Here is a 16,962-nt window from a genome sequence, read left to right as displayed (position 1 = left end):
TTCCCCATGTGAGAGTAGGACACCGCCAGGTACTTTTTATTTTGTTAGTTTATTTTTAGAGTAAATTAACAAAATAAAAATTTTGGCAGCAACAGTGCAATGGTACCACCTGAATCCATACCGAACTCAGAAGTGAAACATTGTTACGCCGATGGTAGTGTGGGGCTTCCCCATGTGAGAGTAGGTCACTGCCAATTATACCTCATTTAGCGGAGTGGTAGTTCAGCTGGTTAGAATACCTGCCTGTCACGCAGGGGGTCGCGGGTTCGAGTCCCGTCCATTCCGCCAATTCTTAATACCAATAGGGGCGTAGTTCAATTGGTAGAGCACCGGTCTCCAAAACCGGGTGTTGGGAGTTCGAGCCTCTCCGCCCCTGCCATTATTTCTTATCAATTTATCTTTAATTTTTGTAAGAATATTGTCTATTTTGTTATTCGTTTTATACTAATTGCATTTTAGTATTTCAGAGATATTCTTATGCGTTATTCTATTCAAGATTTTATTCAATTAATTGCACAATTACGCAATCCTAATGGCGGTTGTCCTTGGGATCTTAAACAAAATTATGACTCCATGATTTCTTGTTTAACTGAAGAAACTTATGAAGTTATTGATGCCATCCAAAAGAAAGATATTGCGAATTTAAGAGAAGAGCTTGGTGATCTTTTATTACAGGTAGTATTCTTCAGTCAGCTTGCTTCAGAGGATGGTTATTTCACATTTGATGATGTTCTTAATGATGTTTCTGAAAAGATTGTACGTCGCCATCCTCATGTATTTGGTGATGCAACAGCAGGAAATGAAGAAGAAGCTTTAGCCCGTTGGAACAGCATCAAAGCTCAAGAAAAATCAGCTCAAAAACAACAGTCTATTTTAGATAATGTTCCGAATGCTTTTCCTGCATTGTTAAGAGCACAGAAAATTCAAAAACAGTGTTCAAAGGTTGGATTCGATTGGAATGAACTTGAGCCTGTATTTGCTAAAGTTGAAGAAGAATTGAAGGAAGTACGAGATGAAGTCAACCAAACACCTCGTAATCAAGAAAGAATAGAAGAGGAAATTGGGGATTTATTTTTTGCGACAGTCAATTTGTCTCGTCACCTTAAATGTAACGCAGAAGAGGCTTTACGTAAGGCGAATAATAAATTTGAACAACGTTTTCGCAAAGTTGAAGGAAAGGCCTTAGAACGAGGCGTATCACTTAAAGATCTTTCTTTAATCGAAATGGATATTCTGTGGGATGAAGTGAAAAAAGAAGAAAAATAACCGAAATGGCAGAGGGTATTTTCCTCTGCCATTTTTATTTTATGGAATGGATAAGTAACATATAAGCGCTGATTACTAATAAAATAATACCTAATAGTTTTTTGACTAAGTGCGGTGATAATTTACCTCGGATTTTCATTGAGAAAAATCCGGTTACAAAAGCACTTAGCACAACAATAATCACTATCGAAAAATTGACATAACCGATTTGCCAACCAAAGTGATAAGTCGAACTTTTTGAAAGATAGCCATAAAGGCTACCTAGCCCACCAATAAACATCATCGCGTTGGTATAAGGGGCAATTTGATGGGCTTTAACGGATTTTAATTGTCCAATTAAAGGCGCCATAATTGAGCCACCTCCAATGCCGGTCATGCCAGCAATAAATCCGCCTACCGTTGAAAGACCGATTCCTTTAATCGTTTCATCCGCTGTAGATTGCTGAATTATTGCGGTTTCTTTACTAAAAATAGTACGAATTGCTAATAGGGAAAGTGTGATAACAAACACACTGATGATGGCAATATCAGGTACATAAAAACTGGATTCGAATCCTAGCTGCACACCAATAATCATACCCACAGACCAAATGAGCATCGCTTTGTAATTAATCGATACTTTTTGTTTGTAAAAATAAATTAAGTTAATAAAGGATGACCCCATGACAATCGTCAATGATGTTGCAGCAATCATTTGTAAAGGGAACTGTGGGAATAAGGTGTAGAGAATAGGTACCATCAATACACCGCCACCAATGCCAAAAATAGCGGACATTATATTTGTCATCACACCACATAAAATTAAAATAAAAATTAACTGTAAACTCATTTCAAACTCCTTTTTTGTGGGAGTACGGCATTATTATTCTTTTGGATAAATAAATAATTTATGATCTTGCTCATAATTATCTATAAAAACAGACTTTATTTTAATTTTGTGATCCTTCTCACACAATCAGTATGACAATTATCATATGCTCTTTATACACCTAGCAGTAGTCTATAAATAGAATTTAATAATGGCTTCTACAAGGAGGAGCGTATGCTATTAACAGTTTCGAGTTTCCTCATCGTAACAGCTTTGGTAGCCTATATTTCATGGCTACGGACGAAAAACGATGATTTAACCACCTCGAAAGGTTATTTCTTAGCGGGACGAGGATTAAGCGGTATTGTGATTGGTTGCTCAATGGTTTTAACTTCACTTTCTACTGAGCAATTGATTGGGGTGAATGCCGTTTCTTATCAAAACAACTTTTCTATTATTGCGTGGACTGTGCCAACGGTGATTCCGCTTTGTTTCTTGGCGCTTTATATGTTGCCGAAATATTTGCGTAACGGTTATACCACCATTCCTGAATTCTTTGAAAATCGCTTTGACCGTCAAACTCGTTTGATTATGTCAGGATTATTCTTGGTCTTCTATCTTTTAATCGTTATTCCGACCGCACTTTATACTGGGGCAATTGCCTTTAACAAAATCTTCAATCTAGAAACGATCTTTGGATTAAGCTACGCTCAAGCAATTGTCTATACGGTGATTGCTATTGGTGTTGTCGGTGCGATTTATGCGATTTTTGGCGGGTTAAAAGCGGTAGCGGTTTCTGATACCATCAATGCCGTGATTTTAGTGATTGGTGCATTGCTTGTGCCTATATTTGCATTGCTTTACTTAGGTAATGGCAGCATTTCTGAAGGCTTGAATATAATTACTACCACTCACGTTGAAAAATGGAACGCCATTGGTAGCTCAACAGATTCTACTCCTTGGCCGACAATTTTTACCGGTATTATGGTTGTTCACTTCTTCTATTGGACAACGAACCAAGCCATCGTACAACGTTGTTTAGGGGCGAAGGATTTAGCATCAGGTCAAAAAGGGATTTTAATTGCAGCGCTTTTCCTACTCACATTACCGATTATTCTTAATTTACCGGGTTTATTGAGTTTCCATATTTTAGGTGAAGGCTTAAATCCAATTGATACCTCTTATCCATTATTGGTTAATAAAGTGATGCCAACTGCATTACAAGGCTTCTTTATTGCGGCACTTTTCGGTGCAATTTTAAGTACCTTTAACTCGTTCTTAAACTCTGCAGCGACCATTTATTGTAAAGACTTATTACCATCTATCAGTAAAAAACAACGTACCGATCAAGAGTTGATCGTCTATGCGAAAAAAGTCTCAACCATTATGGCGATTGTGACCATGATTATTGGTCCACTTTTGATGTTCGGTACAGATGGTATTTTCTTAATCACTAAACGCTTTGCCGGTTTTGTGAATATTCCAATCGTGGCGTTATTTGCTGTGGGTTTATTTAATAAAACTGTTTCTGGCTTGGCTGCACGTATTGCTTTACTTGTACACGTAGTACTTTATTTCAGTATTGTTTGGGTGTTCAATGTGAAAATCAATTTCGTGTATGTGATGGGCGGATTATTCGTATTTGATGTTGTTTTCATGTTGATTCTAGGTCAATTCTTAAAACGTGAACCTTATGTGGAAAATACCATCAATAAAGGCGATGTAGACTTAACCAATTGGAAATACATTAAAGTAACATCTGTTTCATTAATTCTTGGTTTAATTGCGCTTTATGCATTTTTATCACCAATTGGTATTGCTTCACCAGATGGCAATCCAATGTTAGTGTTGGAAGTGTATGCGGTATTACAACTCATCGTGTTGATTGTCTTTAGACCAAAAAATGAAAAAACAGAACATCAATTACATCTTTCTAACCAACATTAAGCAGTCGGGCGTACATCACGTACGCCCTTAAAATAGATAAGGATTGTGTATGAACATTATCTATATTTTACTCGACCAAGTGCGTAAAGATATGTTGGGGGCTTATGGTCATCAGATCGTTAAAACCCCGAATATTGATCGTCTAGCTAAAGATGGCGTGCGTTTTAATAATGCCTTTACGCCAGCTTCCGTTTGTGGGCCCGCACGGACTTCGCTCTTTACCGGTTTAATGCCATCTACCCATGGCATCATTCGTAATGGTGAAAAAGGCGGTACAGGTGAAGTGAGCGAAGCTGCACCGAATATCGGTAAACTAGACGGCTATAACACCTATGTTGTGGGGAAATGGCACGTGGGTACAAAATCCGTGCCGGAAGATTATGGCATTAAAGGGCACAACTTTGATGGCTATGGTTATCCGGGCAGTGGTGTGTATAAAAATTTAGTGTTCAACCAACCGCCGACACATTCCAATCGTTATAAAGAATGGTTAGATGAAAAAGGCTATGAAATTCCTGAAGTGAGCCGTGCTTATTTCGGTGATAACCCTCATTTACGTGTACAAGAACTTTGTGGTTTGCTTTCAGGCACAAAAGAACAAACCATCCCGTATTTCATCATTGATGAAGCGAAAAGCTATATTAGTGAATCACTTGCTGAAAATAAACCGTTCTTTACATGGATTAATTTCTGGGGACCGCATACGCCTTGTATCGTGCCAGAACCGTATTATTCTATGTATCGCAAAGAAGATGTGGTGCTAGATGAAAGCTTCTTCAAGCCACTAGAAGGCAAACCAGGACACTATCGTACCATCTCTAAAATGTGGGGAATGTGGGAAGCGAGCGAAGATCATTGGAAAGAAGTGATCACAAAATTCTGGGGTTATATCACCTTAATTGATGATGCAATTGGTGAGCTATTTACCTTCTTAGAAAACAACGGCATTTATGACCGCACTTTTATTGTGGCAACCGCTGATCATGGTGATGCGATGGGCGCTCATCGAATGATTGAGAAAGGGGAGTTCATGTTCGATACTACCTACAACATTCCGATGATTATTAAAGACCCAAATTCAAACCGCGTTAATCAACAAGATGATAACCTTGTCTATCTCCATGATTTAACCTCGACAGTTTACGATCTCGCGAATCAGCCTATTCCTCAAGCCTTTGAAGGGGAAAGTATTTTGCCGATTGTTCGTCAACATCAAGATAATCAACGTAAAGGGATATTGGCTCAGTTAGCAGGGCATTTCGTTTACTTTGAACAACGCATGTGGCACCGTAAAGACTATAAATTAGTATTTAATGCTTCGGATATTTGTGAGCTTTATGATGTGAAAAATGATCCGGCTGAAATGCATAATTTGTTCTACAAGCCAGAATATGAGGCGGTCAAAAAAGAGATGTTGGAAGAAATGCGCCAAGAAATGAAACGTTTAAATGATCCGCTAGAAAACTGGGTATATCGAATTATTCACGAAGTGTAAAACCAATAAAAAATTGACCGCATTTTTAAGGGATGATTATGGAAAATTGCTCAATCAAGCCTACTGAATTGTCACATTGTCAGTTTACTGAGTTGCATCACTTACCGAAAGGCTCCTTCTTGTATCAACAAGGTGAGTCAGCACATGAATTTTATTATGTGCAAGCAGGCTTGGTTGGCTTATTTCATACCCTTGAAAATGGCAAGGAAAGCTTAGTGCGATTATATTCCAAGGGCGATTATTTTGGTTTTCGAACTTTGTTTTCGATGGCGGATAAACATTATCATTGTAATGCAAAAGTCTTAATTGATGCGGAGATTACTCGCATCAAGCCTAATGTAGTGAGCGAGTTTTTTACGCATAATACGGTGATGAGCCAATGTTTATTACAGATTTTGGCAGATGAATTACGCGAAGCAGAGGAACGTTTGGCAAAAAGTGCCTATTTGCGCACTTTAGATCGCGTGATGGATAGTTTGTATTTTCTCAAACAACATTTTCCTGATTATAATTGGACATATCGTGAAATTGCAGAATATGCTGGCTGTGAAACTGAAACCGCGATTCGTATTGCAAAAGAACTCAAACAAAATGGCGCATTAGACCGAATATCAGGTCACAAATGATGTTGTAACAAAGGATGGTTGATGTCTGTTTTTCCACCTCAAGCTCATTTTCACTTAATGGCAAAACCAAGCAGTTTTCACTGTAACATTCAGTGTGAATATTGCTTTTATTTGGAAAAATCAGAACAGTTTGGGCAACATGCGCCTTTTATGTCGAAAGACACCTTAAAACATTATGTCAAAAACTATATCCAATCTCATGCCGGTAATGTGGTTGAATTTGCTTGGCAAGGGGGGGAGCCGACTCTCTTAGGCTTAGATTTTTATAAACAAGCCGTTGAATATCAGCAGGAATTTGCCCAAGGCAAACAGATCACAAACGCCTTTCAAACCAATGGCATTGCTCTTAATCAGCAATGGGCCGCATTTTTCAAACAACATCATTTTCTCATTGGGCTTTCTATTGACGGTTTAAGTGCTGTGCATAATCGTTATCGTATTTCGGGTAACGGTAATCCCACTTTTGAAAAAGTCGTCAAAGCGTTAAATCTGCTACAAGAATATGGCGTGGAATTTAACACCTTAACCGTCATTAACGATCAAAACTGGCAAAAAGGAAGAGAAACCTATTTAGCGCTCAAACAGCTTGGTTCGACTTATATGCAGTTTATTCCTATCGTGGAACGTCATGCCCAAACACAATCAGTAACCGATTTTTCAATACCATCAGAAGGCTACGGGCAATTTCTCGTGGATGTCTTTCATGAATGGTATGCTCATGATGTGGGAAAAATTTATGTGTCGCAGTTTGATAATTTGCTAGGACAATGGCTCGGTTATCCTTCCACAACTTGCGTTCATCAACCCACTTGCGGGCAATCTCTTGTCACAGAAGCCAATGGTGATGTGTATGCTTGCGACCATTTTGTGTATCCCGAATACAAGATGGGGAATTTAACTCAGCAACCTTTAACGGAGATTGTACTTTCCAATAAACAGCAACAATTTGGTTTAGAAAAATCACAAAAATTGACCGCACTTTGTCGGCGTTGCGAGTTTCGTAAACTCTGTTATGGCGGCTGCCCGAAACATCGTTTTATTTCTCTCGAAAATGAACCTAATCCACATAATTATTTATGTGCCTCTTACCGTTATTTCTTTGAGCAAACGGCGTCTTATATGCAAGCCATGGCTCGTCAAATTCGATTACATCCATCCGCCGCTTAAGGTAGAATAGAGCTTTTCTATTTTACTGTTTGATTGATATGAATCCTTGGACATTACTCGCTATCTCTATTTGCCTTGAAATCGTGGCAACGAATTTATTAAAAGTCAGTGATGGCTTTACCAAACTTTTACCCACCGTTGGCTCATTGGCGCTATATGCCATTTCGTTTTATTTTGTCTCCATCGTTTTCCGAACACTTCCCGTGGGCTTGGTTTACGCCATTTGGTCGGGCGTTGGTATTGTTCTGACCGCCATTGTGGCATATTTCGCATTTGGTCAGAAAATTGATACCGCTGGGCTGATAGGTATGGCATTGATTATCTGTGGCGTTTTAGTGATTAACTTGTTTTCTCAAACAGGGCATTAATCCTCCAAATGAAATGTGATTAAGCTCACAAATTTTATTTTTCTTCAAAATAAAATTATGTAAGCAATCGATTCACCGCTATAATTCTCCGGCATTTTTAACCGCACTTTGTGCAACTTTAAAGGAAATTCTATGAAAAAATTACTTTGCTCATTATTTGCGCTTTCTGCTGTTAGCACAGCAATGGCACAAGAAGTGAATATTAAATTATTAGGGACCTCAGATGTTCACGGTCGTATCGTACCTTGGAGTTATGGTGCAGACGTAGAGGACAAATCTGGTTCTTATGCACAAATTGCAACTTATGTGAAAGATGTGCGTAAAAATAATAAGAACGTGGTGTTAGTGGAAGTCGGTGATGCGATCCAAGATAACCAAATCGATGTGTTCGCAAAAGATAAAAAATATTACAAAGATCACCCAATTCCAAAAGTATTAAACGAAATGAATTATGATATTTTCGTATTGGGTAACCACGAGTTTAACTTTGGGATGAAAGCATTAGATGAAATCCTAAAAGATATCAAAGCGAAAAAATTAACCGCAAACTTCTATCATAAGAAAAATGACAAACGTTATATCGATGCGACAACCATCATCGAAAAAGATGGCGTGAAGTTAGGGATTATTGGTTTAAGTACCCCAATGTCAGCAAAATTTGAAGAAGATACGGGCAACTTAAAAGACATGAAATTTACTTCACCGACAGAAGAAGCGCGTACACAAGTTGAGAAATTAAAAGCAAAAGGCGTGGATGCGATTATTGCGGTGACCCACATGGGTATCGATAATGAAAACAATATTCCTGATACCGGTATGCGTGATGTCATCAATGCAGTAGATGGTATTGATGTGGTTATCGCGGGTCACATGCACAAAGATGTACCAAGTGAAACCATTAAAAACACACTAATCACTGAACCACACCGTTACGGTACCGTGGTATCTGAAGTGGATCTCACTTTTGATATCAACGATAAAAAAGAAGTGAAATTAGTGAAGAAAGAATCTAAAACGGTTCCAGTTAAAGCACTTGAAGCAGATAAGAAAATTGTGGAAATCTACAAACCTTATCACGAGAAATTACGTGAATTAAACAACGTAGTAATCGGTCAAACAGCGAATGAAATGGTACCTCAAGAAACTAAACACGGTGTATCTGCTGCATTCTCAAAAGATACTGGTCTATCTTCATTCATTAATGATGTTGAACAACATTACAGCGGTGCAGATGTGGTGACTTTCTCTTTCGACCATCAAAAAGCACGTATGGATAAAGGCGATATCAAGAAAAAAGACATCATCTTTAACTATCGTTATGCAGGCGGTGATGTCACCGTTTATGAATTGACCGGTAAACAATTGAAAGAATATATGGAATGGTCTGCGAACTACTTCGATACCATCCAACCGGGCGACACTGAATACCGTTACAATGCGGAACGTAAAAAATCAAAATATGTGACTTACGACATTTTTGGTGGCGTAAATTACAAAATTGACTTACGTAATCCAAAAGGTAGCAAAATTGTTGATTTAACCCTTGCTGACGGCAAACCGGTAACTGATGATATGAAATTAAAAGTGGGTATGAACTCATATCGTTTCGCTCAATTAAACGGTAAAGGTGGTATTTGGGAAGGTCAAAAAATTCCGGTACTTTGGGAATCTAAAGTCGCAATGGGCCGCGAAAAAGGCACAATCCAAAATATGATGATCGATTACATCACCAACGTGAAAAAAGGTAAAATCGATGGTCAATCTCACAACCGTTGGGAAATCATTGGATTAAACTAATCGCTCATTTTAAAATACGATAAAAAACAACCGCACTTTGAGGTAATTGAATCAAGTGCGGTTATTTTTTTCTTTGTTTTCAGCTAAAACTTGTAAATAATCAAGGTAAAATTAGGCCTAACGTAGTAAACTACAAAGACTTTTATCCTTTAGGAGATGACAAATGAAACCTTATTTAATCGCCCCTTCTATCCTTTCTGCAGATCTTGCTCGTCTTGGTGATGATGTGCAAAACGTGTTGAATGCTGGTGCGGATGTGATTCATTTTGATGTAATGGATAATCACTATGTGCCGAATTTAACCTTTGGCCCAGCTGTGTGTAAAGCTTTGCGTGATTATGGCATTAAAGCCCCCATTGACGTGCATTTGATGGTAAAACCGGTCGATCGTATTATTCCTGATTTTGCCAAAGCGGGTGCGGATTACATTACGTTTCATCCTGAAGCCAGTGAACATATTGACCGTTCTTTACAGCTCATTCGTGATCATGGCTGTAAAGCGGGTTTAGTGTTTAATCCTGCCACACCATTAAGTTATTTAGATTATGTATTAGATAAGGTAGATGTGATTTTGTTAATGTCCGTGAATCCAGGATTTGGTGGACAATCCTTTTTACCTTCAACATTGAAAAAATTACAACAGGCACGTCGTCTAATTGATGAAAGCGGTTTAGATCTCCGTTTAGAAGTTGATGGTGGGGTAAAAGTGGATAATATTGCAGAAATCGCCGCCGCCGGTGCAGATATGTTTGTGGCAGGCTCAGCGATTTTTGGTAAACCAGATTATAAACAAATCATTGATCAAATGCGCGCGCAGTTAGCTTCAGTTAAATAGATGGTAGTAAGAATGAAGACTCAATTTAAAGTTATCGGTTTTGATTTAGACGGTACGCTTGTGAATAGCTTGCCAGATTTAGCGTTGTCTGTGAATTCTGCTTTAGCAGACTTTGGATTACCTCAAGCACCAGAAGAGTTAGTGTTAACTTGGATTGGTAATGGGGCACCAGTATTGATTGCACGAGCTTTAGAATGGGCAAAAGAGCAAACAGGTAAAGACTTTTCAGATGCAGAAATGGAACAAGTGAAAGAGCGTTTTAACGTGTATTACGCGGAGAATCTTTGTAATGTGAGCCGTTTATATCCAAATGTAAAAGAAACATTGGAAACTTTGAAAGCTCGAGGTTATACCTTAGCGGTGGTAACAAATAAACCCACTCGTCACGTTCAGCCGGTATTAGCCGCATTTGGTATCGATCATTTATTCAGTGAAATGCTTGGTGGGCAATCATTACCCGCGATTAAACCACATCCAGGCCCATTGTATTATTTATGCGGCAAATTTGGCGTAGAACCTCGCCAAGTGCTGTTTGTGGGTGACTCTCGAAATGATATCCTCGCGGCACATTCAGCGGGTTGCCCGGTTGTGGGATTAACTTACGGATACAACTACAATATCCCAATTGCTGAATCAAATCCAGATTGGGTGTTTGATGACTTTGCGAAGTTATTAGAGATTCTTTAATCCATCTTAAAACGTAAAGTGCGGTTAAAAATAACCGCACTTTTTTCTTAAACCTCCCACCAAATCAACGCCCATTTACGTTGTCCGTGTTTTATCGGTTCATTGTTTATTTGTTTTTGTTGATAGAATTGAGCTAAGTCTTGTTTTTCTTTTTCGGTGAGATTACCGAGAGAAAACTCCACGGAATTTAATAAATCCTCAAAGGTTTCACCTTGGAAATGACCAGATTCAGTTTCAATAAAACTCATATTCGCATGAATGCCTTTTTGGTAGAGACGATTGACTAAATAAATATAAGTTGGGAAGCCCACATCATCACGGCCAATGGCTTCAAATACGCCTTCATCGAGAAAATGGCGTTGGGTCACTGAGGTTAAAAAAACGCGTTTTTTCGCCTTGCTTTGCAGCTTTTCAATCATATCATCCAAATCATCCACAAGCGTAGAACGAGAGGCGAGTATTACATCAGCTTGAGGCACATCATCCCAGTTATCTGACCATGATTTATGTAGAAGGGTAATATTATTCAGTTGATGCTTTTCTTTGTATTGCTGCACCATATCCAACATACCTTGGCTGTAATCGAGAGCATACACGGCTTGGCATTGTTGGGCTAAAGGAATCACAAACGTGCCGGGGCCACAGCCAATATCTAACACCGTTTCATTGGGTTGCACATTCATGGCTTTAAGCAACGTTTCGTTATAACGGCTTGGTTTACCCACTAAATTCTCAGCCATTTTAGGCGCTTTTTTATCCCACTTTGTCGCTGGAAGATTATAGTGATTACAGGCTTTTAAATGTTGTTGATAGAGATCGTTGAAATTAATGTCATTGATGATCATAGTGGCGCCCCAAAGTGCGGTTAGTTTTCGGATTGTTTTTAAATTGCTTGATGATTATATGCTTTCTCCCACTGAAAATCATTTGAAAATGATTGACGCAAACGTTTTCGTTTTGGCGTGTTTTCCTTTATAATAGCCCGCGATTTTCATCTCAAACACAACTCAAAGGTACCCGTATGTTTCAAACTTTTCGTGGCTCACCCGCCCTTTCTGAATTCCGTATTCAAGGTTTAATGCAAAAATTCCAACAAAATCAATTACCGGTAAAATCGGTTTATGCGGAATATTTGCATTTTGTGGAATTAAATCGACCGCTTGTTAGCGAGCAGGAAGCAAAATTAAAAGCATTGTTACACTACGGCCCAACTTTGGCAGAGCATGATGCCAAAGGCGAAACTTTTATCGTGATTCCGCGCGTTGGCACGATTTCTTCTTGGTCTTCTAAAGCGACGGACATTGCGCATAACTGTGGTTTAAATGAAGTGGAGCGCATTGAGCGTGGTTTGGCATATTATTTTGAGTTAAGCCAACCGCTTGATGAAAAAACAACTGAAAAATTGACCGCGCTTTTACATGACCGAATGATGGAAACCGTGGTTCGTCGTCCTGAAGATGCTGAGATCTTATTCCGCCATCAAGATCCGAAACCGTTTAAAACGGTGGATATTTTAAAAGGCGGACGTGAAGCCTTAGTGATAGCCAACGTAGAATTAGGCTTGGCATTGGCAGAAGATGAAATTGATTATTTGGTGGAAAACTTTACCCAATTAGGGCGCAATCCACACGATATTGAACTTTATATGTTCGCGCAAGCCAACTCTGAGCACTGCCGCCATAAAATCTTTAATGCGGATTGGATTATTGACGGCAAAAAACAGGATAAATCCCTGTTTAAGATGATTAAAAATACCTTTGAGAAAACCCCTGATTTCGTGCTTTCAGCCTATAAAGATAATGCTGCGGTAATGGAAGGCTCAAAAGTCGGCCGTTTCTTTGCGGATCAAGACGGACAATATCGTTACCACAATGAAGATGCACATATCTTAATGAAAGTGGAAACCCACAACCATCCGACCGCAATTTCGCCATTCCCAGGTGCCGCAACGGGTTCGGGCGGTGAAATTCGTGATGAAGGTGCAACAGGTCGTGGTGCCAAACCTAAAGCAGGTTTAACCGGTTTCTCCGTATCAAACCTCGTGATTCCTAACTTTGAACAACCTTGGGAAAATCCACTTTCTAAACCAAACCGTATTGCTTCAGCCTTAGATATTATGATCGAAGGCCCACTAGGTGGCGCAGCATTTAACAATGAATTTGGTCGTCCTGCATTATTGGGTTATTTCCGTACCTATGAAGAGAAAGTCAACAGTTTCAACGGTGAAGAAGTGCGTGGTTATCACAAACCGATTATGTTAGCCGGTGGTATCGGTAATATTCGTGGTGAACACGTTCAAAAAGGCGAAATTCCGGTCGGTGCGAAATTGATCGTATTAGGTGGCCCTGCTATGAATATTGGCTTAGGCGGTGGTGCGGCTTCATCTATGGACAGCGGTAAATCAAAAGAAGATTTAGATTTTGCTTCCGTTCAACGTGAAAACCCAGAAATGGAACGTCGTTGCCAAGAAGTGATTGATCGCTGCTGGCAATTAGGTGATGAAAACCCAATTCTCTTTATCCATGATGTGGGGGCGGGTGGTTTATCCAACGCGATGCCTGAATTGGTGCACGATGGTGAACGTGGCGGTAAATTTGATTTACGCTCAATCCTTTGCGATGAAAAAGGTATGTCACCATTGGAAATTTGGTGTAACGAATCGCAAGAACGTTATGTATTAGCCGTTGCGCCAGAAAAACTCGAATTATTTACCGCACTTTGTGAACGCGAGCGCGCGCCGTTTGCAGTCATTGGCGAGGCAACAGAAGAAAAACATTTAACCTTGCACGATAGTCATTTCGACAATAACCCAATTGATTTACCAATGAATGTGTTATTAGGTAAAACGCCGAAAATGACGCGTGAGGTTTCGTCAAAAACTGTCGAAAATCGACCGCTTGCAACAGAAAATATTCAATTAAAAGACGCTTTTCATCGAGTATTACGTTTACCGGTGGTGGCAGAAAAAACGTTCTTAATCACCATTGGTGACCGTTCGGTAACCGGTATGGTGGCACGCGATCAAATGGTCGGCCCATGGCAAATTCCGGTGTCTGATGTCGCCGTGACAACCGCTTCATTAGATAGCTATCACGGTGAAGCTATGGCAATGGGCGAACGTGCGCCAGTAGCATTATTAGACTTTGGTGCTTCTGCTCGTTTAGCGGTAGCTGAATCGATCACTAACATTGCGGGTACCAATATTGGTGATATTAAACGTATCAAACTGTCTGCAAACTGGATGTCTGCAGCGGGTCACGGTGGTGAAGATGCTGGATTATATGAAGCGGTAAAAGCAGTGGGTGAAGAACTTTGCCCTGCGTTAGGCATTACCATTCCAGTGGGTAAAGACTCTATGTCAATGAAAACCACTTGGGAAGAAAATGGTGAGAAAAAATCCGTCACCGCACCACTTTCTTTAGTGATTTCATCTTTTGCTCGCGTGGAAGATGTACGCAAAACCGTGACACCTCAATTGCGCACAGACAAAGGTGCAAGCCGTTTATTATTGATTGATTTAGGTGAAAGAAAAAATCGCTTAGGTGCGACCGCACTTGCGCAAGTGTATAAACAATTAGGTGATAAACCAGCCGATGTGGTAAACGTAGCTAAACTGAAAAATTTCTTCGACGCAATGCAAGCATTGGTGGCAGAACGTAAATTATTGGCTTACCACGACCGTTCAGACGGTGGTTTAATTACTACGCTTGCAGAAATGGCATTTGCGGGTAACTGTGGCGTGGATGTGGATATTTCTGCATTAGGCGATAATGATTTAGCTGTGTTATTCAACGAAGAATTAGGTGCGGTAATCCAAGTATCAGAAAGTGAATTAAGCGCCGTGCGTGAGGTATTAAAAGCCCATGACTTGCTTGGTTTAACTTATGAACTCGGTTCTGTAAGCTCAGAAGATCGTTTTGAAATCACACGTGGTAGCAAAAAACTATTAAGCGAAAAACGCTCTGAATTACGCGGTATTTGGGCAGAACTCACTCACCAAATGCAACGCTTACGTGATAACCCAGAATGTGCAGACCAAGAATTTGAAGCGAAAAAAGCAACAGACAACAAAGGCTTATCGGCTTGCTTAACCTATGATGTAAATGAAGATATTGCTGCGCCTTACATCAGCAAAGGCGTGAAACCCAAAGTAGCCGTATTACGTGAACAAGGCGTAAACAGCCACGTTGAAATGGCAGCCGCTTTTGATCGTGCAGGCTTTGCGGCGATTGATGTTCACATGAGCGATTTAATGGTAGGCCGTTACAACTTAAACGACTTCAACGCGATGGTAGCCTGTGGTGGATTCTCTTACGGTGACGTATTAGGCGCGGGCGGCGGCTGGGCAAAATCCATTTTATTCAACCCACAATTACGCGATCAATTCAGCCAATTTTTCGCCAATGAAAACACTCTTTCATTAGGCGTATGTAACGGCTGTCAATTTATCTCCACCCTTGCGGAAATTATTCCTGGTGCAGAAAATTGGCCACGTTTCGTGCGTAATAAATCAGAACGTTTTGAAGCGCGTGCTGCGATGGTGAAAATCAACGACACCAACTCATTGTGGTTTAAAGGCATGGCAGGTTCACATATGCCGATTGCCGTTTCTCACGGTGAAGGTCGCGTCGAATTCAAAACACCTGAGAATTTGACCGCACTTCAAGCGCAAAACTTGATTGTGGCGCAATATATCGACAGCCATTTAAACGTGACGGAAACCTATCCTGCCAACCCGAATGGTTCGGTATTAGGGATTACTGCCATTTCTAACGTCGATGGTCGTATTGCTGCGATGATGCCACACCCAGAGCGTGTATTCCGTGCCGTGAGCAATTCATGGTATCCAGAAGATTGGTCTGAAGATGGCGCATGGATGCGAATTTTTAGAAATGCGAGAGTAAATTTCAAATAATGTGAAATTGGTCACGGAAAATTAATTAAAAATAAGAGATACTAAGAAATTGGTATCTCTTTTTTTATTGCATAAATCTTAGCAATAAAAAAATACCAACAATATTAGAGAGTAATATTGTTAATAATTTATATAAATATTTTATATGAAAATTCTTGGGCATTATGCCCGTTATATCCATTGAACTATATAAGGAGTTCTTAATGAGTAGTTTAGTTACATTGCTAGCTAATATTGTTGCGCCATTGCAACGTCAATTTATTAACTTTATCCGCATTGCGATTTGTGTTGTGATGGTTTGGATTGGAGGTTTAAAAGTTTGCCAATATGAGGCAGATGGTATTGCACACTTTGTGTCAAATAGTCCTTTCTTAAGTTTCCTTTACAAAAACGGTGCAAATGAAGTGACAAATGATAAGGGTGTTTTAGTGAAAGAATATACCCTATATAAAAACCCTGAAGGCAAAATGGTCGCAAAAAATATCGAATGGCATAAAGCCAATGGTACCTACACCGCTTCTTATATTATTGGCGCAATCATTGTGACAATTGGTATTTTAGTCTTAGCGGGGATTTGGTCTCCAACATTAGGTTTATTCGGAGGCTTACTCACCTTTGGTATGTCGATAGTCACGCTGTCGTTCCTGATATTTACGCCAGAAACCTGGGTGCCGAATTTAGGTGGGGACTTCCCAACACCTAATTATGGCTTCCCATATCTCTCAGGTGCCGGCCGACTCGTGATTAAAGATATTATTATGATGGCGGGGGGCTTAGTTGCCGCAGCAGAATGTGCGAAGCGCTATTTAGATAATAAAAAGCAATTTGCGTAGTAAATAGGTTTTAAAAGGCTTGCTGGGATAAACAGCAAGTCTTTTTCTGTTAAAATGGAAAAACTTAATAACAAAGAATGAATTAATAACATTCATAAGCGAATTGTCATGATGAGACCAAACACTAGAAAGTGTATTCCGAGCAATGAGCACTAATGATATCCAGAAGATTGCCCTGAAGATGCTACTTTGAACAGAATTTTTAGAAATTCTAAAGT

The 16,962-nt window shown here is 39.7% G+C and carries 13 protein-coding genes, 2 tRNA genes and 1 rRNA gene; 14 read left to right on the top strand and 2 right to left on the bottom strand.

Features of this window, described 5'->3' with window-relative positions:
• The first annotated feature begins 81 nt into the window (after positions 1 to 81).
• The 4 genes from rrf (at position 82) to mazG (ending at position 1,266) form a co-directional block, all read left to right on the top strand.
• Positions 82 to 197: ribosomal RNA gene (gene rrf / locus HMPREF2732_RS08940) — 5S ribosomal RNA — on the top strand.
• Between the two features lie 14 nt (positions 198 to 211).
• A tRNA-Asp gene (locus tag HMPREF2732_RS08935) sits at positions 212 to 288 on the top strand.
• A gap of 15 nt (positions 289 to 303) precedes the next feature.
• Positions 304 to 379: transfer RNA gene (locus HMPREF2732_RS08930), tRNA-Trp, on the top strand.
• A 98-nt stretch (positions 380 to 477) separates the two neighbouring features.
• On the top strand, positions 478 to 1,266 hold the full coding sequence (gene mazG / locus HMPREF2732_RS08925; RefSeq protein ID WP_070592597.1) for a nucleoside triphosphate pyrophosphohydrolase: 789 nt from the start codon (positions 478 to 480) through the stop codon (positions 1,264 to 1,266).
• A 34-nt stretch (positions 1,267 to 1,300) separates the two neighbouring features.
• Here the strand turns inward: mazG and HMPREF2732_RS08920 are convergent, their stop codons facing one another.
• Positions 1,301 to 2,095 (bottom strand): sulfite exporter TauE/SafE family protein, encoded by a 795-nt coding sequence (locus tag HMPREF2732_RS08920; RefSeq protein ID WP_070592595.1) that lies wholly within the window; start codon positions 2,093 to 2,095, stop codon positions 1,301 to 1,303.
• 213 nt (positions 2,096 to 2,308) lie between these two features.
• Here HMPREF2732_RS08920 and HMPREF2732_RS08915 point away from each other — a divergent pair, with 213 nt between their 5' ends.
• From HMPREF2732_RS08915 to HMPREF2732_RS08880, 8 genes are all read left to right on the top strand, one after another.
• On the top strand, positions 2,309 to 4,021 hold the full coding sequence (locus HMPREF2732_RS08915; RefSeq protein ID WP_070592591.1) for a solute:sodium symporter family transporter: 1,713 nt from the start codon (positions 2,309 to 2,311) through the stop codon (positions 4,019 to 4,021).
• Between the two features lie 49 nt (positions 4,022 to 4,070).
• Positions 4,071 to 5,516 carry a sulfatase family protein gene (locus HMPREF2732_RS08910; protein WP_070592589.1) on the top strand — a complete coding sequence of 482 codons (1,446 nt, stop codon included), beginning with the start codon at positions 4,071 to 4,073 and terminating at the stop codon, positions 5,514 to 5,516.
• Positions 5,517 to 5,554: 38 nt separating this feature from the next.
• Positions 5,555 to 6,142 (top strand): Crp/Fnr family transcriptional regulator, encoded by a 588-nt coding sequence (locus HMPREF2732_RS08905; protein WP_005697379.1) that lies wholly within the window; start codon positions 5,555 to 5,557, stop codon positions 6,140 to 6,142.
• 21 nt (positions 6,143 to 6,163) lie between these two features.
• Positions 6,164 to 7,309, top strand: coding sequence for an anaerobic sulfatase maturase (locus tag HMPREF2732_RS08900; protein WP_070592586.1), 1,146 nt, complete (start codon positions 6,164 to 6,166; stop codon positions 7,307 to 7,309).
• Between the two features lie 38 nt (positions 7,310 to 7,347).
• Entirely contained in the window at positions 7,348 to 7,677 is a 330-nt protein-coding gene (locus tag HMPREF2732_RS08895; RefSeq protein ID WP_070592584.1) for a DMT family transporter, read from the top strand.
• A gap of 132 nt (positions 7,678 to 7,809) precedes the next feature.
• Positions 7,810 to 9,474, top strand: coding sequence for a bifunctional metallophosphatase/5'-nucleotidase (locus tag HMPREF2732_RS08890; RefSeq protein WP_049365708.1), 1,665 nt, complete (start codon positions 7,810 to 7,812; stop codon positions 9,472 to 9,474).
• 163 nt (positions 9,475 to 9,637) lie between these two features.
• Positions 9,638 to 10,309 (top strand): ribulose-phosphate 3-epimerase, encoded by a 672-nt coding sequence (gene rpe / locus HMPREF2732_RS08885; protein WP_070592581.1) that lies wholly within the window; start codon positions 9,638 to 9,640, stop codon positions 10,307 to 10,309.
• A 12-nt stretch (positions 10,310 to 10,321) separates the two neighbouring features.
• Positions 10,322 to 10,996: a phosphoglycolate phosphatase gene (locus HMPREF2732_RS08880; protein ID WP_070592578.1), complete on the top strand. Its 675-nt coding sequence runs from the start codon at positions 10,322 to 10,324 to the stop codon at positions 10,994 to 10,996.
• Positions 10,997 to 11,043: 47 nt separating this feature from the next.
• Here the strand turns inward: HMPREF2732_RS08880 and HMPREF2732_RS08875 are convergent, their stop codons facing one another.
• Entirely contained in the window at positions 11,044 to 11,841 is a 798-nt protein-coding gene (locus HMPREF2732_RS08875; RefSeq protein WP_049365709.1) for an SAM-dependent methyltransferase, read from the bottom strand.
• Between the two features lie 176 nt (positions 11,842 to 12,017).
• On the opposite strand from HMPREF2732_RS08875, the gene purL reads away from it, so the two are divergent.
• Entirely contained in the window at positions 12,018 to 15,911 is a 3,894-nt protein-coding gene (gene purL, locus HMPREF2732_RS08870) for a phosphoribosylformylglycinamidine synthase (protein ID WP_070592577.1), read from the top strand.
• A gap of 203 nt (positions 15,912 to 16,114) precedes the next feature.
• Complete coding sequence (locus HMPREF2732_RS08865; protein WP_070592576.1) at positions 16,115 to 16,744, top strand: YkgB family protein; 630 nt, start codon at positions 16,115 to 16,117, stop codon at positions 16,742 to 16,744.
• Positions 16,745 to 16,962: the final 218 nt, after the last annotated feature.

Source organism: Haemophilus sp. HMSC061E01, from assembly GCF_001810345.1.
In the GTDB taxonomy this organism is placed as follows: domain Bacteria; phylum Pseudomonadota; class Gammaproteobacteria; order Enterobacterales; family Pasteurellaceae; genus Haemophilus_D.
Note: the sequence above shows the minus strand (reverse complement) of the source record. Positions and strands in the feature narration are given on the sequence as shown.

Coding starts and splice junctions, on each gene's coding strand:
- HMPREF2732_RS08890 (WP_049365708.1), top strand. CDS start 7,810: ATGAAAAAATTACTTTGCTCATTATTTGCGCTTTCTGCTGTTAGCACA.
- HMPREF2732_RS08905 (WP_005697379.1), top strand. CDS start 5,555: ATGGAAAATTGCTCAATCAAGCCTACTGAATTGTCACATTGTCAGTTT.
- rpe (WP_070592581.1), top strand. CDS start 9,638: ATGAAACCTTATTTAATCGCCCCTTCTATCCTTTCTGCAGATCTTGCT.
- HMPREF2732_RS08920 (WP_070592595.1), bottom strand. CDS start 2,095: ATGAGTTTACAGTTAATTTTTATTTTAATTTTATGTGGTGTGATGACA.
- HMPREF2732_RS08900 (WP_070592586.1), top strand. CDS start 6,164: ATGTCTGTTTTTCCACCTCAAGCTCATTTTCACTTAATGGCAAAACCA.
- purL (WP_070592577.1), top strand. CDS start 12,018: ATGTTTCAAACTTTTCGTGGCTCACCCGCCCTTTCTGAATTCCGTATT.
- mazG (WP_070592597.1), top strand. CDS start 478: ATGCGTTATTCTATTCAAGATTTTATTCAATTAATTGCACAATTACGC.
- HMPREF2732_RS08910 (WP_070592589.1), top strand. CDS start 4,071: ATGAACATTATCTATATTTTACTCGACCAAGTGCGTAAAGATATGTTG.
- HMPREF2732_RS08875 (WP_049365709.1), bottom strand. CDS start 11,841: ATGATCATCAATGACATTAATTTCAACGATCTCTATCAACAACATTTA.
- HMPREF2732_RS08880 (WP_070592578.1), top strand. CDS start 10,322: ATGAAGACTCAATTTAAAGTTATCGGTTTTGATTTAGACGGTACGCTT.
- HMPREF2732_RS08865 (WP_070592576.1), top strand. CDS start 16,115: ATGAGTAGTTTAGTTACATTGCTAGCTAATATTGTTGCGCCATTGCAA.
- HMPREF2732_RS08915 (WP_070592591.1), top strand. CDS start 2,309: ATGCTATTAACAGTTTCGAGTTTCCTCATCGTAACAGCTTTGGTAGCC.
- HMPREF2732_RS08895 (WP_070592584.1), top strand. CDS start 7,348: ATGAATCCTTGGACATTACTCGCTATCTCTATTTGCCTTGAAATCGTG.